At 65.5% G+C, this 19,993-nt stretch carries 12 protein-coding genes; 7 read left to right on the plus strand and 5 right to left on the minus strand.

Annotation, left to right across the window (positions count from 1 at the left end):
- Positions 1–27: 27 nt before the first annotated feature.
- Entirely contained in the window at positions 28–2,442 is a 2,415-nt protein-coding gene (locus tag AX729_RS05885; RefSeq protein ID WP_283807784.1) for an Rne/Rng family ribonuclease, read from the minus strand.
- A gap of 45 nt (positions 2,443–2,487) precedes the next feature.
- Here AX729_RS05885 and AX729_RS41495 point away from each other — a divergent pair, with 45 nt between their 5' ends.
- The 6 genes from AX729_RS41495 (at position 2,488) to AX729_RS05910 (ending at position 11,096) form a co-directional block, all read left to right on the plus strand.
- Positions 2,488–3,216: a hypothetical protein gene (locus tag AX729_RS41495; RefSeq protein ID WP_283807785.1), complete on the plus strand. Its 729-nt coding sequence runs from the start codon at positions 2,488–2,490 to the stop codon at positions 3,214–3,216.
- Between the two features lie 614 nt (positions 3,217–3,830).
- On the plus strand, positions 3,831–5,126 hold the full coding sequence (locus AX729_RS05890; protein ID WP_061021020.1) for an N-acetylmuramoyl-L-alanine amidase: 1,296 nt from the start codon (positions 3,831–3,833) through the stop codon (positions 5,124–5,126).
- 231 nt (positions 5,127–5,357) lie between these two features.
- Positions 5,358–7,859 (plus strand): penicillin-binding protein 1A, encoded by a 2,502-nt coding sequence (locus AX729_RS05895; protein ID WP_061021023.1) that lies wholly within the window; start codon positions 5,358–5,360, stop codon positions 7,857–7,859.
- A 108-nt stretch (positions 7,860–7,967) separates the two neighbouring features.
- A protein-coding gene (prfB, locus tag AX729_RS05900) for a peptide chain release factor 2 (protein ID WP_156456750.1) occupies positions 7,968–9,099 on the plus strand; the annotation gives its coding sequence in 2 pieces (ribosomal slippage) (positions 7,968–8,036 and positions 8,038–9,099; 1,131 coding nt in all).
- 2 nt (positions 9,100–9,101) lie between these two features.
- Positions 9,102–9,974 carry an NAD(P)-dependent oxidoreductase gene (locus AX729_RS05905; RefSeq protein ID WP_061021028.1) on the plus strand — a complete coding sequence of 291 codons (873 nt, stop codon included), beginning with the start codon at positions 9,102–9,104 and terminating at the stop codon, positions 9,972–9,974.
- Between the two features lie 189 nt (positions 9,975–10,163).
- A complete protein-coding gene (locus AX729_RS05910) occupies positions 10,164–11,096 on the plus strand; it encodes a DMT family transporter (protein WP_061021061.1) in 933 nt (310 codons plus the stop codon).
- A gap of 82 nt (positions 11,097–11,178) precedes the next feature.
- Here AX729_RS05910 and AX729_RS05915 read toward each other — a convergent pair whose 3' ends face one another.
- Together AX729_RS05915 and AX729_RS05920 are read right to left on the minus strand one after the other, a co-directional pair.
- Entirely contained in the window at positions 11,179–12,534 is a 1,356-nt protein-coding gene (locus AX729_RS05915; RefSeq protein WP_197433536.1) for a M23 family metallopeptidase, read from the minus strand.
- A gap of 111 nt (positions 12,535–12,645) precedes the next feature.
- Complete coding sequence (locus AX729_RS05920) at positions 12,646–13,335, minus strand: peroxiredoxin (RefSeq protein ID WP_082770348.1); 690 nt, start codon at positions 13,333–13,335, stop codon at positions 12,646–12,648.
- Positions 13,336–13,530: 195 nt separating this feature from the next.
- Between AX729_RS05920 and AX729_RS05925 the strand changes: the two genes are divergently transcribed.
- Positions 13,531–17,337 (plus strand): YhdP family protein, encoded by a 3,807-nt coding sequence (locus tag AX729_RS05925; RefSeq protein WP_061021030.1) that lies wholly within the window; start codon positions 13,531–13,533, stop codon positions 17,335–17,337.
- Between the two features lie 133 nt (positions 17,338–17,470).
- On the opposite strand, the gene AX729_RS05930 is transcribed toward AX729_RS05925, so the two are convergent.
- Entirely contained in the window at positions 17,471–19,165 is a 1,695-nt protein-coding gene (locus AX729_RS05930; protein ID WP_061021033.1) for a methyl-accepting chemotaxis protein, read from the minus strand.
- A 347-nt stretch (positions 19,166–19,512) separates the two neighbouring features.
- Positions 19,513–19,941, minus strand: a complete 429-nt coding sequence (locus tag AX729_RS05935) for a DoxX family protein (protein ID WP_061021035.1) — start codon at positions 19,939–19,941, stop codon at positions 19,513–19,515.
- Positions 19,942–19,993 lie beyond the last annotated feature (52 nt).

The raw sequence follows: 19,993 nt of genomic DNA on the forward strand, positions 1-19,993 counted from the left end.
CGGGCGGTTTGAAGTCCATTGTCCGTTTTACTCGCCGCCGCCGAAACGGCGTGACCACCAGCCGGCGCGACGCGGGGCGGCCGTGGTTTCGCTTGCGGCCTCCGGTGCGGGCTCGGCTGCCGGCGCGGGCGCAGCAACAGGTTCGGGCGCCTGCGCCACCGGCGTTGCGGGCTCCGTCTGGTTGTTCAGCAGGAAGCTGACCTTTTCCCGGACCGTGGAGCGGCGTCGCGCGGCCTTGTCGCCGGCGGACTCTTCTTCTGGCGTGGCGTTCGTCGTGGGGGGAGCCGGCTCCGGCTGGGCCGGCGCCTCGGTCTGCACCTCGGCGCGCGGCTCAGGCTGCGCGATTTGTGGCTCGGCGGTGTGCTCGGCCTCGATGTGCTCAGCCTGCGCGATCGAGGGCGCAGCCTCGCTGCTGAAGCCGTCGAAATCGGCAACCGCTTCCGTCGCCTCCGACGGCTGACTGGCGCCGAGCTCGTCGCCGATGGAGCCGGCAAGACCTTCCTCGCCGGCACCGCGACGGCGGCGTCCACCGCGGCGACCGCGCCGGCGCCGGCGCTCGCCGCTGCCCTGCTGCTCGCCACGGGCTGCCTGTTCCTCGCTGTCCTCACCTTCCGGCTCGGACTCGGTCTCGTCCTCGCCTTCACCGGCGATCATCGCCGGCTCGGGCAGGGTCGGCGCCGTATCCTCGCGCAACTCTCCCTCGCGCGGGCCGCCGCGGCCGCGCCGCCGGCGGCGACGCTTGCGACGCTGGCCGTCCTGCTCGGAGGCGGCCTCGCCGGCAGCCTGCTCGTCGGCGAGACCTTCGGTCTCGTCGGTTTCGACCTCGGATTCGGTCTCCAGGTCGAAGCCGTCCTCTTCGTCATAGGCTTCTTCGGCCTGGGGCGGCGGGCTCGCAGCCGCCTGAGCCACGAGCAGCGCCTTGGCGGCTTCGAGCGTATGCACCTGCTCGCCGCGGTCGATCACATAGGCCTGCGGGCCGCTGACGCTGGGATCGGCGATGACCGACAGCGTGACCTTGAAGCCGTTCTCGAGGTCGCGCAGATGGCCGCGCTTGTGGTTGAGCACATAGAGCGCGACATCGGTGCGGGTGCGGACCACGAGATTGTGGGTCGCGCCCTTCATCAGGATCTCTTCGAGGCCGCGCAGCAGCTGCAGCGCCACCGAGGACACCGAGCGGACGTGACCGGTGCCGCCGCAATGCGGGCACGGATCGGTCGAGCTCTCCAGAACGCTGGCACGAATGCGCTGGCGCGACATCTCGAGCAGGCCGAAATGCGAGATGCGGCCGACCTGGATGCGCGCGCGATCCTGCCTGAGGCAATCGGACAGCTTGCGCTCGACCGCGCGGTTGTTGCGCTTCTCGTCCATGTCGATGAAATCGATGACGATCAGGCCGGCCAGGTCGCGCAGTCGCAGCTGGCGGGCGACCTCTTCGGCCGCTTCCAGATTGGTCTTGAGCGCGGTGTCCTCGATGTGGTGCTCGCGGGTCGATCGTCCCGAGTTGACGTCGATCGAGACCAGCGCTTCGGTCTGGTTGATCACGATGTAGCCGCCGGAGCGCAGCTGCACCGTCGGCGAGAACATCGCGTCGAGCTGGCTTTCGACGCCCATGCGCGAGAACAGCGGTTGGCCGTCGCGATACTGCTTCACCGCGCCGACATTGGCGGGCATCAGCATCTTCATGAAGTCGCGAGCTTCGCGGTACCCGGCTTCACCGGCAACCGAGATTTCGTCGATCTCCTTGTTGTAGAGATCGCGCAGCGAGCGCTTGATCAGCGAGCCTTCCTCGTAGACGAGGGTCGGGGCCTGCGACTTCAGCGTCAGATCGCGCACCGTCTCCCACATCCGAATCAGATATTCGAAGTCGCGCTTGATCTCGGGCTTGGTGCGGGCGGCCCCGGCGGTGCGCAGGATGATGCCCATGCCTTCCGGCACGTCCAGATCCTGCACCACTTCCTTCAGGCGCGAGCGGTCCTGAGCGCTGGTGATCTTGCGGCTGATGCCGCCGCCGCGGGCGGTGTTCGGCATCAAGACGGCATAGCGGCCGGCGAGCGAGAGGTAGGTCGTCAGCGCCGCGCCCTTGTTGCCGCGCTCTTCCTTGACGACCTGCACCAGCATCACCTGGCGGCGCTTGATGACTTCCTGGATCTTGTACTGGCGGCGCGGGCGGAAGGTGCGCTCCGGCACTTCCTCCAGCACGTCGTCGCCGCCGACGGATTCGACGACTTCCTCTTCGGCTTCCTCGTCGTCCTCGTCTTCGTCCTCGTCGTCTTCGCCGGAAGCGTCCGCGGCCTCCGGGTGGGGCGCCTCGATGATCTCGCCGGCAGCGTAGACGGCATCGGCCGGCTCGGAGGCAGAGGTCACGGTCTCGGCCAGAGCCTCTGCGTGCCCTTCAGAGGCGACGGCCTCCTGCGGCTCGGCAGCGGTCTCGGTCGCGACCACGGGCTCGGCGCCGACGGCCGCGACAGGCGCGGGCGTGTCGTCGGCATGATCATGGTCGTGATGATCGTGCTCGCCGTGGTGACCATGATCGTCATGATCGTGGGCGTGATGGTGGCCGTCATCATGGGCCTGATGATCGACGTGGTCATGATCGCCATGGTCGTGGTCGTGGTGATCGTGGCCCTCGTGCTCGCCGTGATGTTCGGAATCGGCGTGCAGGTGTTCGCCTTCGTGCGAAGCGCCCTCGGCCTGTGCCGGCAGATCCTGTCCGTCGACGGGCAGGGCTGCGGGATCGGCGCCGGCGTCGAGGCCTTCGACGATGTCGCTGCGCACGCGCTCGCCATGACCGCGGCGGCGAGCATTGCGGTGGCGGGAACGGCGGCGGCCGTGGGAGCGGTTCTCGCTCTCTTCCTCAGCCTCGCGATGGGCCTGTTCCTCGGCTTCGATCAGCGCCTGCCGATCGGCGACCGGGATCTGATAATAGTCGGGATGGATTTCGCTGAAGGCGAGGAAGCCGTGGCGGAGCGAGGGTTCGACCCTTGTGACCTTGGCGAGGTAGATGTTCCCCCGCAGTTGCTTGCGTTGCGCGGTCTCGAAATCAAACTCTTCGACGCGATTGCCGCGGACCACGACGACCCGGGTCTCTTCCGGGTGGGTGGCATCGATCAACATCTTGTTGGGCATGTCTTAACTCTTGGCGGCGGCGGACGCGATAAACCGTGGGCGCGTATCGCGCCGCCGGGTGACGCGACGGTCCACCTGATTCGGGGGTGAGGGGAAGGCCGAAACGCCGTCTCTCGCGCCTTGCCGAACCGGAAGCTTCAGGACCGTTGCGACGCGCGGGATTGTCACTCCGCAGCGTGGCGAATGGTCCTTCAGATTTCGTCGGCACAGTCTGGCGCATCAAGCGTCGGCCCGTATGAAACACTGGGCGGCGAGGCCGCCCTTCAATCAGTTGCTGCTGGCCAGGCACGGCGCGAGCGCGCTCGCCTTGGGGAACGAACCGCTCCCTTGGGATCAAGGGACCGGGTAATGGGTTATGCCGCCGTCAGAACCGTCCCGGTAACATGAGTGGTAACCCGAGACCGTCCGCCACCGGGGCTTGCCCCGTTCCACCTCGCTGCCGCGCACCGCGCTGGTCTTAGAGGGAAACGGAAAACGCTGGAATTCCCAAACCTTGGGAGTTCCGGCGCTGCACCGGGAGGCTGAATACGACACAACCGGAAATATCGGCCGTCAGCATTCCGTACATACGAGGAATGAGCCATCCGTGCAAGCGAAGCGTCGCACGGCGGTCACAGTCGCCGAGTTTCGCGCTTCCGTCATTAGGGATCGATTAACCCTGTGGTTCTATTGCGTTAAGAGAGCTGCTCGGAGGCACGGAATCGGTGGCGAGCCGCACACATCGACGCATTTTGCTTGGAGGCGTGTTGCTGTGCGCCGCGGCATTGCCATGTGCTGATTCCGCGCGCCTCATTGCTGCGGAAAGCCAGCGACAAGCCGCTGTCGCCGCAGTGAATTTTCCGACCGCCTCAGCCGCCAGGCTGGCCGGCGACGGCAAGCAGACACGCTTCATCCTCGACCTCGACCAAGCCGTCACCTTCCGCGCCGTCACGCTGGCCGACCCCTACCGCGTGGTGGTGGACGTGCCGCAACTGAATTTTCAGCTGCCCGCCGGCGCGGGGAGCGGGGGACGGGGGCTGGTCAAGGCCTTCCGCTATGGGCTCGTCATGCCCGGCGGGTCGCGAATCGTGTTCGATCTGACCGGGCCGGCGAAGATCGCCAATTCCTACGTGGTGGAGGCGGCCAACGGCCAACCGGCTCGGCTCGTGCTGGAGCTGGAGGAGGTCGAGCGCACCGCCTTCGTGTCGTCGCTAGCCCCCGAACACCGTCCCGAGCTGCGGCCCGCGATCGCGGAGGCGCCGCCTGCCACGGTTCCCACCGCCGCGGCTCCAGATGGCGCGCAGCAGAAGGTCGACGGCCGTCCGGTGGTCGTGATCGATCCCGGTCACGGCGGGATCGACAACGGCACGCAGTCGAGCGGCGAGAGCGAGAAGAACCTGGTGCTGGCTTTTGGGCGGGCGCTGCGCGACAAGCTGGAGAAGGCCGGGAAATACCGCGTGGTCATGACGCGGGACGACGACACCTTCATTCCCCTCGCTGACCGGACCAAAATCGCGCGCAATCTCAAGGCGGCCTTGTTCATCTCGATTCATGCCGATGCACTGCCACGTGCCGAGGGCGATGCGCAGGGCGCGACCATCTATACGCTCTCCGACAAGGCGTCCGACGCCGAGGCCCAGCGGCTGGCGGATGCGGAGAACCGGGCCGATGCGATCGCCGGGTTCAACCTCGCGGAGGAGCCGACCGACGTCGCCGACATCCTGATCGACCTCACGCAACGCGAAACCCGCACCTTTTCAAACCGTTTCGCCCGCCTTCTGATGGGTGAAATGAAGGCGACGGTGCGGATGCACAAGCATCCCCTGAAGTCCGCCGGCTTCCGGGTCCTGAAGGCGCCCGATGTGCCTTCGGTGCTGGTCGAGATCGGCTATGTCTCCAACAAGGGGGACCTCGAGCACCTGGTCTCCGAGGGGTGGCGAACCCGCGCCGTGAGCTCGATGGCGCAGGCGATCGACGGGTTTTTGACCAAGCGGATGGCCACCGCCGGAACCGCGAACTGAAAGGGTTTGTCCCTCCCGCCCCAAAAGCCCTAGTTTGGCCACAGCGGACGCTTTATAAAAACGCCGCATGGGGGTTCCGGAATCGGCGAGAATCCTGTTCGGCAAGCGACTCAGGTCCGGCGTTGATGTGATTGCGTAAGCCGGTGAATTCGCGACGTGAGGTTGGCGCCTTTTTTGGGGCGCCAGGGGCTGATACTTGGCTGATCCAGAGTTTGAACGGATAAACAGATAATGCGCTTGCTGGTGCGGTTCATGGGCTTCCTGTTCGCCGCGGGAACAGTGGTGTTCCTTGTCGGTGTCGGGGCCGTGGCAGGCCTGATCTGGCATTTCTCCAAGGACTTGCCGGATTACTCTCAGCTTCAGGATTACGAGCCGCCGGTGATGACCCGCGTGCACGCGGTCGACGGTTCGCTGCTCGGCGAATACGCCAAGGAGCGGCGGCTCTATCTGCCGATCCAGGCGGTGCCCAAGCTCGTGATCAACGCGTTCCTCGCCGCCGAGGACAAGAATTTCTACGAGCATGGCGGCATCGACTACACCGGCATGGCGCGCGCCGGATTGCTCTATCTGCAGAACTACGGCTCCAACCGCCGTCCGCAGGGTGCCTCCACGATCACCCAGCAGGTCGCCAAGAACTTCCTGCTCACGAACGAAGTCTCTTTCGCCCGCAAGATCAAGGAAGCCTTGCTGGCGATGCGTATCGAGAAGACCTACTCGAAGGACAAGATCCTCGAGCTGTACCTGAACGAAATCTATCTCGGCCTCGGCGCCTACGGCATCGCGGCCGCTTCGCTCGTTTATTTCGACAAGTCGGTGAACGAGCTGACGGTGGCGGAAGCGTCCTATCTGGCGGCGCTGCCGAAGATGCCGGCGACGCTGCATCCGGTTCGTAACCGCGATCGCGCCATCGAGCGCCGAAATTACGTGATCGACCGTCTGATCGAGAACGGCTGGATCAAGCAGGCCGACGCCGAAAAGGCGCGCAAGGAGCCGCTGGCCGTCACCAGCCGTTCCAACGGCGCCCACACCTTCGCCGGCGAATACTTCGCCGAGGAAGTCCGCCGCGACATCTTCGAGCGCTATGGCGAGAAGAAGCTCTACGAGGGCGGCCTGTCGGTTCGCACCACGCTCGATCCGAAGATCCAGGTCATGGCGCGCAAGGCCATGGTCGCCGGCCTCGTGAACTATGACGAGCAGCAGGGCTATCGCGGCGCCATGAGCAAGCTCGATATTTCGGGCGATTGGGGCGTGAAGCTCGCAGAGATCAAGTCGCTTTCCGACATCTCGCCATGGCGCATGGCGGTCGTGCTGGAGACCAGCGACCAGTCGGCGCGCATCGGCTTCCAGCCGAGCCGCGAGCTCGGCGGCGCGGTCAGCAAGCAGCGCGAGACCGGCATCGTCACGGTCGACGGCGTGCGCTGGGCGCGGGCCTTGCAGGGCGGCACGAAGGGCAAGACGCCGACGGCCGTGTCGCAGGTGCTGCAGCCCGGCGACGTCATCTATGCCGATCCGCTCTATAAGGACGGCCAGCCCGTCGAAGGCCAGTACCGGCTCCGCCAGATCCCGGAAGTTTCCGGCGCCATGGTGGTGATGGATCCCTGGACCGGCCGCGTGCTCGCGATGGTCGGCGGCTTCTCTTTCGACCAGAGCCAGTTCAATCGCGCGACCCAAGCCTATCGGCAGCCGGGTTCGTCGTTCAAGCCGATCGTCTATTCGGCCGCGCTCGACAACGGCTATACGCCCTCGACGGTGGTGCTCGACGCGCCCATCGAAATCGACCAGGGCCAGGGCGCCGGCGTGTGGCGGCCTGAGAACTTCTCCTCCGGCAAATTCCAGGGACCGGTGACGCTGCGCAATGCGCTGCGGCAGTCGCTCAACACCGTCACGGTGCGCCTCGCGCAGGACATCGGGATGCCGCTGATCGGCGAGTACGCCCGCCGCTTCGGCGTCTATGACGAGCTGCCGAACTATCTGTCCTATGCGCTCGGCGCCGGCGAGACGACGGCGATGCGCATGGTCACGGCATACTCGATGCTCGCCAATGGCGGCCGCCGCGTGAAGCCGACGCTGATCGACCGTATCCAGGACCGCTACGGCCACACCATCTTCAAGCACGACCAGCGCGAATGCCGCGGCTGCGACGCGCCGGGCGGCTGGAAGAACCAGCCCGAGCCGCAGCTGATCGACCGCCGCGAGCAGGTGCTGGATTCCATGACCGCCTATCAGATCACCGAACTGATGGAAGGCGTGGTGCAGGCCGGTACGGCGACGGTCATCAAGGACGTCGGCAAACCCGTCGCCGGCAAGACCGGAACCACCAACGAGGCGAAGGACGCCTGGTTCGTCGGCTTCTCACCCGACATCGCGGTCGCCATTTACATGGGCTACGACAAGCCGCGTCCGCTGGGTAAGGGCAATGCCGCGACTGGCGGCCATCTGGCAGCTCCGATCGCGCGCGATTTCCTCAAGCTCGCGCTCGCCGACAAGCCCGCCGTGCCGTTCAAGGTGCCGGCCGGCATCAAGCTCGTGCGCGTCGTGGCCAAGACCGGTATGCGCGCAGGCCCGGGCGAGACCGGCGGAACCATCCTCGAAGCCTTCAAGCCGGGCACGGCGCCGCCGGATAATTACTCGGTCATCGGTGTTGCCGACGCCGACGGGCGCATGCCGGCCTCGCAGCAGCAGCAGCCGGATTCCGGTTTCTTCATGCGGCCGGGCACCGGCGGGCTGTATTAGCGGATAACGCCCTCGTTTCCCGTCGCCGGCGGTTGCGCTTTGGCGCCGCCGCCGTTACATCCCGATTGAAATCGAACGCGGACGGATTCCGCGAGACCAGAGAACGACATGCGCGCCGAAATCGAACGGTTGGTAGAAGAGATCAAGCAGTCAGTCGGGCTGCTGAGGAGGCATCTTTGACGTCGAGAAATCGACGGCGCGCCTCGCTGAGCTGAACAAGCTCGCAGAAGATCCCAATCTCTGGAATGATCCCCAGAAAGCGCAGAAGCTGATGCAGGAGCGCACCTCTCTCGAGGATTCGCTCTCCGGCATCGGCAAGGTCGAGCAGGAGCTCGAAGACGACATCGGCATGATCGAGCTCGGCGAGGCCGAGGGCGATGACGGCGTCGTCGCCGAAGCCGAAGCGGCGCTGAAGAACCTCAAGAAGGAAGTGGCGCGGCGCGAGCTCGAGGCGCTGCTGTCGGGCGAAGCCGATCGCTTCGATTCCTATCTCGAAGTCCATGCCGGCGCCGGCGGCACCGAGAGCCAGGACTGGGCGCAGATGCTGCTGCGCATGTACACGCGCTGGGCCGAAACCCACGGTTTCAAGGTCGAGTTCTTGGAAGAATCCGAGGGCGAAGAGGCCGGCATCAAATCCGCGACCATCCAGGTCTCCGGACACAACGCCTATGGCTGGCTGAAGACGGAAGCCGGCGTGCATCGCCTCGTGCGCATCTCGCCGTTCGATTCCAACGCGCGGCGGCACACCTCGTTCTCCAGCGTGCAGGTCTTCCCCGTCATCGACGACAGCATCAAGATCGACATCAAGGAATCCGACGTCCGCGTCGATACCATGCGCTCGGGTGGCGCCGGCGGCCAGCACGTCAACAAGACTGAATCCGCGGTACGCCTGACGCACATTCCGACCGGCGTGGCCGTGGTCTGCCAGGCCGGACGTTCCCAGCACAAGAACCGGGCGCAGGCCTGGGACATGCTGCGCGCGCGGCTCTACGAGATCGAGCTGAAGAAGCGCGAGGAGAAGGCCGCTGCCGACCAGGCCGCCAAGACCGACATCGGCTGGGGCCATCAGATCCGCTCCTACGTGCTCCAGCCCTACCAGATGGTGAAGGATCTGCGCACGGGCGTGCAGACCTCCGACACCGCGGGCGTGCTCAATGGCGAGCTCGACGAGTTCATGGCCGCGACGCTGGCGCAGCGCGCGTTCGGCACCACGACCGGCGAGATCGAGGACGTGGACTAGCCATGCCCCGTGTCGCCTTCATCGGGCTTGGGCGGATGGGTCACGGCATGGCCGGCCGCTATATCGATGCAGGCTTCACGGTGACGCTGTGGAATCGCAGCAAGGCCAAGGCGGAAGACCTGATCGCGCGCGGTGCGCACTGGGCGACCTCGCCCGAGGACGCCGCAATCGATGCCGACGCGGTCGTGACCATGGTCGCCGACGACGAGGCCTCGCGTGAAGTCTGGCTCGGGCCCAAGGGCGCTGCCAAGACGGCCAAGGCCGGCACCATCGCGATCGAATGCTCCACCGTCTCCTATGACCATGCCCGCGAGATGGGGCGCGAGCTGAACGCGCGCGGGCTGATCTATATCGATTGTCCCGTGACCGGATTGCCGGACGCGGCGGCGGCCGGGAAGTTGACGCTGCTCGCCGGCGCCGACGCAGCCGATCTCGAGCGTGCGCGGCCTTATCTGACACCGATCGGCTCGACGATCCGGCATTTCGGGCCGGTCGGCTCCGGCACGGTCTACAAGCTCATCAACAATCTGATGGGTGCGATCCAGATCGCCGGTCTTGCCGAGGGCCTCGCAATCGCCGAGCAGGCCGGGCTCGACATGAACCTGGTGCTGGAATCGATCCAGGCGGGTGTCGCCGCAAGCCCGCAGGTAGCACGTCACTCCAGGCGCATGGTCGCCCGCGATTTTTCCGGCGCGACGTTCACGACGGCGCTGCGACACAAGGATGCCGCTTACGCGGTGAAGCTCGCCGAGAGCCTGTTGGCCGACAAGCCGATGGTCGCCAACGCCGCGGTCGAAGCCTACGCGCAAGCGAAAGCGAAGATGCCTGACGATGACGAAGGCCGGATGATCGAGCTGGTGTCGCGGCCGAAATAACGGGGCGCGAACCTGTTGCCGGAAATCGGGTGGTCACTTCCATGGCTTCGCGCTAAAGCGCGATGAGATTTGGATGAATCGGCATCGCGTTTTGGGTTGTTGTTTACGCATGATCTTTCCGGAAAACCGCTTCGCACTTTTCCGGATCGGGCTTTAGGCGACGGCTCTGGGCGCCAGATGCGAGACGTCATGATTCCGACGGATAACAGGATCGACGCACGCGACTGGTTGCTGTTGGCCCTCCTTTCGATCCTGTGGGGCGGCTCGTTCTTTTTCAACAGCGCAGCCTTGAGGGAATTGCCGCCATTGACGCTGGTGCTGCTGCGAGTGGCGGTGGGTGCGGCCTTGCTTCTGCCTCTGCTGCGGCTTTATCGGATCAGCCTTCCGGGAGACGTCGCGAGTTGGTGGCCGTATGCCGCCATGGCGTTGCTCAACAACGTATTGCCTTTTTCCATGATCGTGACGGCGCAATTGTACATTTCTAGCGGGCTGGCGTCGATCCTCAACGCTACCACACCCTTATTCACCGTCGTCGTCATGGCGGTCGTCGGAGAGGAGAGGCTGATAGCGCGTCGGGCCGCAGGTGTTGTCGTGGGCCTGATCGGCGTCATCATTCTCAAGGGGGCTGGGATCGAATTGCTGACCGGCCAGGGGATCGGGATCCTGCTTTGCCTGGGTGCGGCTCTTAGCTACGGATTCGCGGCCTTGGTGGCACGGCGCTGGCTGTCGAAATCACCCCCGCTTGCGACGGCGACATGTCAATTGCTCGCATCGACGGTCATGATGACGGTGTTGGCTTTCGTGTTCGACCGGCCATGGCGCTTGCCGATGCCCGGCGTGACGACCTGGCTCGCCGTGCTCGGCTCGGCTGGTCTCTCGACCGCGCTCGCGTATCTCGTCTTTTTCCAAGTGTTGCGGCGCTCAGGGGCAACAAACGTGACGTTGGTAACGCTCCTCCTTCCCGTGACTGCAATCCTGCTCGGCTATCTCGTCCTGGGCGAGCCGATTTCAGTGCGCGAGATTGCCGGCGCCCTGGTCATTGCCAGCGCGCTACTCGTGATCGATGGACGCGTATTGCGCCGGCGCGCGGTGGAGGTTCCGACGCGGCGTTCAACTCCGTGAAAATCGTGACGCTGCCAGGGGCTGGCGACCTCGCGACATTTGCCAGCGACGTGCCGGTCTCGTCCGGTGACGAGGTTGGAAACTAGCTTGCGCTGAGCCGCACGCCGGCGCGCAGGAACTTCTGTGGGTCCACCGCTTCGCCTTCAATGCGGGTCTCATAGTGCAGATGCGGACCGGTGGAACGGCCGGTCGAGCCGACCAGCCCGACGACCTGGCCGATCTTCACGATCTCGCCGACCCTGACGTTGATCTCGGAGAGATGGCCGTAGCGGGTCGACAGTCCATTGCCGTGATCGACCTCGACCATGCGGCCATAGCCGCCGGACCAGCCCGCCGACACCACCTTGCCATTGGCGGTGACGCGAACGGGATCGCCGGTGGCTGCGCGGAAGTCGAGCCCGGTGTGCATGGCGGGTCGTCCGAGGAAGGGATCGCTGCGCACGCCGAAGCCGGAGGTAAACTCGACCTCGCCGATGACGGGCTTGCGATAGGGCACCAGCGCCAGCGTGCGGTTGAGACGGTCCATCTCGGCGCGCGTGGTGTTGATGCGGTAGAGCTGTTTCTCGAACGGCCCGGCATTCGCCGTCAACTTGACGGGTACGAACGGCCCGCCCATCGCGCTGCGCGGCACGGCGGCTTCGAGATTGGCGAGGTTCAGGCCGAGATCGCTGACCACGCTGCGCATCCGGCGCATGCGCGAATCCATGCTTTCCTCGACGGCGCTCAGTGCCGCCATCTGGCGTCGCTCGACCTGATCAAGCGAGGTCGTGAGCCGGACCAGGACATTGTCGAAACCCTGATTCCTGGCGAACTGGCTGGTCGGCGGCGCCGCGACGGTCGGGGCGCGCGATTCGAGGCGCGCTTCGCGGTCCGGCGGCGCGACGAAGATGACGGTGTCGCTGATCGGCGACGGCTTCGGCGTAGCCTGGCCAGCATCGCCGCGCTGCGGGGCGGAACGAGGAATCGAGCCGGTCACATCGGGCATGGCCCCGAGCGCCGTGGCCCTGGACTCCAGCGCCGTCTGGCGCTTCATGATCTGGTCGAGCTTCTGGTCGAACTGTTCCTGGTCGAGCAACTGACGGCTGGTGGTGCGGTCGACCCTGGCCCGCAGCTCGGCGATGCGATCCTCATAAGCATATTGCATCTCGGCCTGGCGGGCGATCAGGCGGGTGAGGACGTCGTCACGGAAGGCAAAATAGGTGGCTGTCGCTGCCGACCACAGCCCGAGCAGCACCACGGTACCAACCACGATCCAGAATACGACGGGGCCGAAGCGCACCTGCTTGCCGGCATGGACGATGGTGTAGGCGTCGTCGGCGGCGGGCAGGGGAAGCACGGTTGCTGCCGCGGCGGCAGCAGGACGGCGGTGGAGAGCCCGTCCGTGGTCGTGAGGATGATGCTGGGGATAGTGCGAGTATTGGGCAGAACTTTTCGACATCGGCACTCCCGCGCCGGTCGGATGGGTTCCTTGCGGCCTCATTGCCGCGGCAATCTGGGCCGGTCATGGTTAATTTTCCGGAAACGGGAGCGCGCGAATTTGAAGGACTGGTTAAAGGCTCCTTGCCGCTTCCAGCACTTCGTCGGCATGGCCGTCGACCCGGACATTGCGCCAGACCCGGGCCACCCTGCCGTCGGTCCCGACCAGTATCGTGGTACGAAGAATCCCCAGGAAGCTCTTGCCATACATGGATTTTTTGCCCCAGGCGCCATAGGCCTCCAGCATCTCGTGCTTCTCATCTGAAATCAGAGGAACGCCGAGCTTGTGCTTGTCGCGAAACTTCTCCTGGGCCTTTAACGGATCGGCGGAAATGCCGAGCACGGCGGTGCCGGCAGCAGCGAAGGCGTCGGCCAGGCGGGTGAAGTCGATCGCTTCCCGGGTGCAGCCGGGCGTGTCGGCCCGGGGGTAGAAGAACAGGACGAGCTTTCGGCCGGCAAAGTCCGCCAGCGTGACCACGTCGCCGCCATCGCGAGGCAGGCGGAAGGCGGGGGCCTTTTGACCCTCAGCCAGGCCGGACGTTGCCTCAGCGGGCGGGGCCGCCGATTCGGATGAATTTAACTGTTTCGATGCGGCCTTATGTGATCCTGCTTTTGCTATGGTCCCGGTTGATTTGCGGGCCGGTGTCCGCTGTGTTTTCGCGGATCTTTCTTGAGTCGATGCCCGTTTTTTTGCGGTCTTCTTTTTGGCGGTCGAGCTGCCGGAGGACGTTTTGGACGATTTCTTTCGGGATTTCTTGGACATACGCCTTCCTTTCGACGCTTTCGACGGGTCAACCGAAGCGGTATTGCAGCTCTCGTCCGGCGTGCCGGACCCGCGCCCTCGGCTGGGCAAGTCTGACGACGCCGGAGTATGGTTACAAGGAATTCCACAGACCACCCCACTGCTCGTTGAACGCGCTCCCGGGGCGAAATGACGAACAGCAGGAATATTCGAGGAATGGCGGCAGTGCCCGCGCAGGGAGCATCGCTTCCCGCGGGCGGCTGCGGTCCGGGCGGCGCTCAATCCTATGACGGGCGCCTGTATCGAGAGGCAATGGCAAGGAATACGTCGCCCCAGGACTACAACCGGGACTTCGATCGGCGCGGCGGCCAACCTGAGCCGCAGGAATGGGACGACGCCGACTGGGATCCGGATCAGGAAGCGGCGGCGGGCCATCGTGCACGCCGGCTGCTGGCGCGTTCCGGTTCGCGCTTCCACCGCTTCGGTGACGGATTCGGCGCATTGCGCCGCTGGCAGGGTGGTCGCTGGCTGAAGCGCCTGGTCGTTGTCTTCAGCACTCTGGTCGTCATTTTCGCCGGCTGTTTCGGTGCGCTGTGGTGGCGGCTCGGCGCCGGTCCCATCAATCTGGACATCGCGACGCCATGGCTGGCGGCTGCGATCGAAGACAATATCGGGCACGGCAACACGGTTGAGGTCGGGGGCACCCAGATCGAGCGCGCCGGCCGGGTCCGCATCGCCGTCCGCATCCGAGACATCATCGTTCGCGACCGCGATCACGCCGTCGTCGCCAGCGCACCAAAGGCCGAGGTGAAACTGTCGGGTGCGGGTCTGCTGATGGGGCGCCTGCGCGCCGAAAGCCTCAATCTCGTCGATGCCGAGCTCGCAATTCGCATCGCGCCAGACGGCACCGTCACCGTGTCCGCCGGCGACACCGCAAAGCCGCTTGCGACCGGTGTCGCGTCCAAGAAGGACGCTGGCCTGCCGCCGACATTCCCCCGCAACAGTGTCCCGCCGCCGCCATTCGCGACCGCGCCTGCGAGCCCGGATGTGCCGCCGTCCGCACCGCAGGCGGCCGCGCAGAGCGGTATCCTCCAGGGCCTCGACTGGCTCGACAGTCTGAGCATGACCGGCCTCGACGGCCAGAACCTCAACGAGATCGGTCTCAAGAACGGCAATCTGATCGTCGACGATCAGCAGCGCGGCAGCAAATGGTCGTTCGAGAACATCACGCTCAACCTGCGCCGGCCGAGCCGCGGCGGCGTCGCGCTCAGCCTCGGCGAGGAGGGCGCGCGCCCGTGGATGCTGCGCGCCACGATCGGCCCGGCGGAGAACGGCGTACGCTCGGTCGACATCAAGGCCGACAAGGTCTCGACCTCCAACATCCTCCTGGCGCTGCGGGTGAAGGACCTCACCTATACAGCCGACCTGCCGCTGACGGGCGAGCTCAAGGGCGAGCTCGGCCGCGACGGCGTGCCGACGTTCTTCCGCGGCAAGATCGCGGTCGGCGCCGGCAACATCATCGACACCGACACGCCCGACTACCCGATGGGGATCGACTCGGCCGAGATCAATGTCGAGTGGGACGCCAACCGGCGCGTGCTGGTCGCGCCGTTCAAGATTCTCTCCGGCGCGAACCGCCTGACGCTGCTGGCTCATCTGGAACCGCCCAACGGCACCACCAACGACTGGCAGCTCGGCTTCAGCGGCGGCTCGATCCTGCTCGGCGGCATCGACAACGAGCCGCCACTCGTCTTCAACCGCATTGCGATCGGTTTCCGCTTCGACACCGACCACAAGCGACTCTTGCTGACCCAGGCCGATGTCTCCAACGGGGAGATCGGCGTCGCCGGCACCGGCGCCATCGACTATTCCGGCGAGCCGCGGCTCACACTCGGCTTCGCGGGAACGCCGATGTCGGCCTCCGCCCTGAAGCGGATGTGGCCGACGCTGGTCGTCCCCGAGCTGCGCGAATGGGTCATCGAGCGGATCGAACGCGGCACGCTTCAACGCATCGAAATCGGCGTCAATTCGCCGACCAAGAATCTGCCGCGCAAGGGCCCGCCGATTCCGGACGACGGCCTGTCGGTCAACATCGTGGCGAGCGGCGTCGCGGTCCGCCCCGTGGACGGCATGCCGGTGGTGCGCGATGCCGATTTGAAGGCGCGCGTGACCGGGCGCACGGCCACCGTGAACATCGGTCAGGGCGTTGCGGATACGCCTTCGGGCCGCAAGGTCACGATCTCCGACTTCGTCTTCGAGGTGCCTGACATGGCGCCCAAGCCGTCGCCGTCGCGAAGCAGGTTCCGTGTCGATGGCCCCGTGCCTGCGGCCGCCGAGATGCTCGCCAATGATCGGCTGAGCGATCTGTCGGCGACCGTCGTCGATCCCAACACCAGCAAGGGGACGTTCTCGGCGACCATCCAGCTCGGAATGCCGGTCAAGGGCGAGTTGACCAAGGCAGACACGACCTATTCCGTCACCGCCGACCTCAACGGCTTTGCCGCCGACAAGCTCGTGATGAATCAGAAGCTGGAGGCCAACACCCTCAAGATCGTCGCCAACAACCAGGGCTACCAGGTCAAGGGCGACGTCAAGATCAACGGCCAGGCCGCCTCGCTCGACTATCGCAAGCCGGCCGAGGGCGATGCGGATGTCAGATTGCAGGCGACGCTGGACGATGCCAGCCGCGCGCGCCTGGGATTCGATCTGAGCCCCGCGGTCAGCGGATCGTTGCCGATCAGGTTGTCGGGCAAGATCGCAGGCGGTGCGGACCAGACGACCAGGCTCGGCGTCGAGGCCGACCTGACCTCCGTCAAGCTCGACAACATCCTTCCCGGCTGGGTCAAGCTGCCGGGCAAGTCCGGCAAGGCCAGCTTCAAGGTGGTGCCGACGGCGCAATCGACGCGTTTCGAGGACATCGTCATCGAGGGCGGCGGCGCCTCGATCAAGGGCTCGCTCGAGGTCGACGCGAACGGCGATCTCATGAGCGCGAATTTCCCGATCTACGCGCCGTCCGACGGCGACAAGGCGTCGCTCAAGGTGGAGCGCAGCCAGGACGGCGTGGTGCGCGGCACGATGCGCGGCGACGTGTTCGACGGCCGCGGCTTCCTGAAGTCGGCGATCTCAGGCAATGCCAAGGACGACGCCAAGAACAAGATGAAGAACGTCGATTTCGACATCGACGTGAAGCTCGGGGCGGTCGCGGGCTTCAACGGCGAGGCCATGCGCAGCGTCGATGCCAAGATGTCGAAGCGCAACGGCGCCATCAAGGCCTTCACGCTCAGCGGCAAGATCGGCCGCGACACCCCGGTGGCCGCCGATTTGCGCGGCGGCCGCGCCCAGGGCAATCGCGAGGTGATCTACCTTCAGACCAACGATGCCGGCGCGCTGCTGCGCTTCACCGACACCTACACCAAGGCGGTCGGCGGCCAGATGGTGGTGGCGATGGAGCCGCCGACATCGGAGCCGAACACCGCGCGCGAGGGCCTCATCAACGTCCGCGATTTCACGGTGAAGGGCGAGGCGCAGCTCGAGCGCGTCGCCGCGGGCGCGCCAAACGGCACCGGCAGCGGCGTCTCCTTCAGCGCGCTGCGCGCCGAGTTCACCCGGCAGAACGGCGCGCTCACGATTCGCGACGGCGTGGTCAAAGGGCCGATGATCGGTGCCACCATCGAAGGCTCGATCGACTATCCCGGCAACCAGGTCTGCATGAGCGGCACCTTTGTGCCGATGTACGGCGTCAACAACATCTTCGGCCAGATCCCGTTGTTCGGCATCTTCCTCGGCGGCGGCGACAAGGAGGGATTGATCGGCGTGACCTACGAGGTCGTCGGCACTCCCGCCGCGCCGGTGATGCGCGTCAATCCGATCTCGGCGATGGCGCCGGGCCTATTCCGCAAGATCTTCGAATTCAACACCGGCAAGCAGAACTCGCCCTTCGACGAATTCCCCTCGCAGTCCAGCGACGGCTCGACCGGATCGACGCGCCAGCTGTCGAGCGGTTGCAGCCTCGCGCGGCGATAGACGCCGGGGTCGCTGTTTCCGGCGTACATGGCCGGGCTCGTCCCAGGCATCCACGTCTCACACTCTACGCCAAGAACGCGAATGCCCGGGACAAGCCCGGGCATTGCGAGTGATATTCAGATGATGGCGGCGCTTACGCCGCGCGCACGCCGGCGAGGAACGTGCCGACTTCGCCCGAGAGCTGCTCGGCCTGCTTGGAGAGGTTCGAGGCGGCGGCGAGCACCATGCCGGCGGCGTTGCCGGTCTCGTTCGCAGCGGTGCTGACGACGCCGATATTGGTCGTGACCTCCTTGGTCGCCTCCGCGGTCTGCGAGACGCTGCGGGCGATCTCGGCGGTGGCGGCCCCTTGCTCCTCGATGGCTGCGCCGATCGAGGTTGCGATGCGGCTGACCTCCTCGATGGTGGCGGTGATGCCGCCGATCGCGTCCACGGCCTCCCTAGTGGCGCCCTGGATCTGGGCGATCTTGTCGCCGATCTCGCGGGTGGCTTCCGCGGTCTGGCTCGCCAGCGACTTCACCTCGGAGGCGACGACGGCAAAGCCGCGGCCGGCTTCGCCGGCACGTGCGGCCTCGATGGTGGCATTGAGCGCGAGCAGGTTGGTCTGTGCCGCGATGCTGGAGATCAGCTCGGCGACGTGCTCGATCTGCTGGGCCCCGTCGGAGAGCGCACGGACGATGGTGTCAGTGCGGCGGGCGCTGTCCACCGCGCGTCCCGTGACTTCGGCGGATTGCGCGACCTGACGGCTGATCTCGGTGATGGAGGAGGAGAGCTCCTCGGCGGCAGCCGCGACCGTCTGGACGCGCTGGCTGGCCTCGGTGGCGGCGGAGCCGACCACGGCGGCCCGGCGGTTGGTGCCTTCGGCGGTCGACGACATGGACTGGGCGGTGGCCTCGAGCTCACCGGAGCCGGAGGCCATCAGGCCGACGAGCTGGCCGACGGAGGCATCGAAGCGGTCGGCAAGCGCGATCAGGGCCTCGCGCTTCTCCTGCTCGGTGCGCGTCTTGGTGGCGGCCTGCTCGGCCTCCAGCGCGCGTGCTGTCAATGCCGTCTGGCGCAGGATTTCGAGGGTCTCGGCCATGCGTCCGATCTCGTCGCCGCGGCCGGTCTCCTCGACCGGCTCGTCGATGGCGCCTTCGGAGATCACCTGCATGCGGGTCTTCTGACGGTCGAGCGCGCCGAGCACGTCGCGGGCGATCAGCCAGGACATGGTCGCCATCAGCAGCATCAGGCCGATGCCGATCGCGGCCAGCTCCAGCGTCAGCGCGCGCACGTCGGCGTCGATGTCGTCGACATAGAGCCCGTAACTGATGGTGACGTTCCAGGGTGCGAATTTGCGCGCGTAGACGGTCTTGCGGACCGGCTCGGTCTGGCCGGGGCGGGGGTAGAGATAGGAGGTCACGCCGCCCTGCGCGGTCTCGTTGCCGGCCTTGATGATGGCGTCGGCGATGAGCACGCCGTTGGAATCCTTGGCGCCGGTGATCTTGCCTTCGAGCTGCTGATTGGCGCCGTTCACGACCAGGGAGGAGTCCTGATTGTAGACCACCGGATAGCCCTGGTTGCCGTTGAAGTTCATGCGGCGGCCGCGCTGGTGGAACAGGGTCTTGGCCTCGGCTTGCGTGAGCTTGCCGGCGGTGACTTCGTCCTGGAGCGCCTGGGCGTAGTTGTAGAGAAGCTCGACGGCGGTCCGCATCTGCTGGACGCGGTCTTCCATCATGCGGCTCTTGCTGAGCACGGCCGATACGCCGATGATGGCCGTGACTGTGAGAGCCGCAAGGCAGACCATGCTGGCAAGCTTCGTGCGGATCTTCAGGTGACTCAGCAGCTTCATCACAGCCCCTACGCAATGGTTGTTATTGCTCGCCTGGGTAGCATGAAGTTCTTACCAATCATGAACGTAGGCTTGCGGCGCCTGACCTGGGAGAGCTGCCGCAGGCTGGTGCGCAATCGTGCAGGCAAATCGGCTTGCCGGCTCGCTCCAACCGGTTTTGGGAAGAGAATCGATGCTGGAATTAGGTAGCTAAAGAGCCTGGCTGGACCCGCAATGAACCGATTCGGTCATCGCATCGTCATGTCCGTGCTGCTCGTCGCGGCCCTCGTTCTCATCTGGAACGTGCTGGGGACGCGCTGAAACGGCACCGGGACTCTGCCGGTGCCGTTTCAGCGCGTCCCTGTCTCTTATACACATCTGACGCTGCCGACGTGTATAAGAGACAGGTCGAAGCTGATCGGGCCAGCGCCGGCTGCCGACAGGTACAGACAGGCGAAGCAGAACAGGATCGCGAGGGTGCCATTGTTCAGCAATGGCAGGAACACCGGCGTTTCGCCCCTGAACATGTGGCCCATGAAGTAGGCAAACGCCATTTCACCGGACAGGATGAAGGCTGACAGTCGCGAGAACAGGCCGATCATCAGCAGAGCGCCGAGCACCAGCTCGAGTGTCCCGGCAGCGCCGTAAAGCGACATCAGTTCGACTTTAGCGAACATCGGAACGGCCGGAAACTTGAACAGCTTGGCGACGCCGTACTGAAACAGCAAGAGGCCGGTGATGAAGCGAAACAGGCTGAGTAGAACCGGTTGAAAGCGAGTGAGATAGGGAAAGTCCATTGGTTTGTGCCCTCCATCCAATGCGCGACTTGGAGCTTATTCAGTTTGGTCT

The organism is Bradyrhizobium sp. CCH5-F6 (assembly GCF_001556045.1).
Lineage (GTDB): Bacteria > Pseudomonadota > Alphaproteobacteria > Rhizobiales > Xanthobacteraceae > Bradyrhizobium.

Bases quoted from the DNA above. Each gene is read 5' to 3' on its own strand.
- AX729_RS41495 (WP_283807785.1), top strand. From the start codon at position 2,488: ATGATCATGGTCGTGATGATCGTGCTCGCCGTGGTGACCATGATCGTC.
- AX729_RS05895 (WP_061021023.1), top strand. From the start codon at position 5,358: ATGCGCTTGCTGGTGCGGTTCATGGGCTTCCTGTTCGCCGCGGGAACA.
- AX729_RS05905 (WP_061021028.1), top strand. From the start codon at position 9,102: ATGCCCCGTGTCGCCTTCATCGGGCTTGGGCGGATGGGTCACGGCATG.
- AX729_RS05910 (WP_061021061.1), top strand. From the start codon at position 10,164: ATGATTCCGACGGATAACAGGATCGACGCACGCGACTGGTTGCTGTTG.
- AX729_RS05915 (WP_197433536.1), bottom strand. From the start codon at position 12,534: ATGTCGAAAAGTTCTGCCCAATACTCGCACTATCCCCAGCATCATCCT.
- AX729_RS05920 (WP_082770348.1), bottom strand. From the start codon at position 13,335: ATGTCCAAGAAATCCCGAAAGAAATCGTCCAAAACGTCCTCCGGCAGC.
- AX729_RS05925 (WP_061021030.1), top strand. From the start codon at position 13,531: ATGGCGGCAGTGCCCGCGCAGGGAGCATCGCTTCCCGCGGGCGGCTGC.
- AX729_RS05930 (WP_061021033.1), bottom strand. From the start codon at position 19,165: ATGAAGCTGCTGAGTCACCTGAAGATCCGCACGAAGCTTGCCAGCATG.
- AX729_RS05935 (WP_061021035.1), bottom strand. From the start codon at position 19,941: ATGGACTTTCCCTATCTCACTCGCTTTCAACCGGTTCTACTCAGCCTG.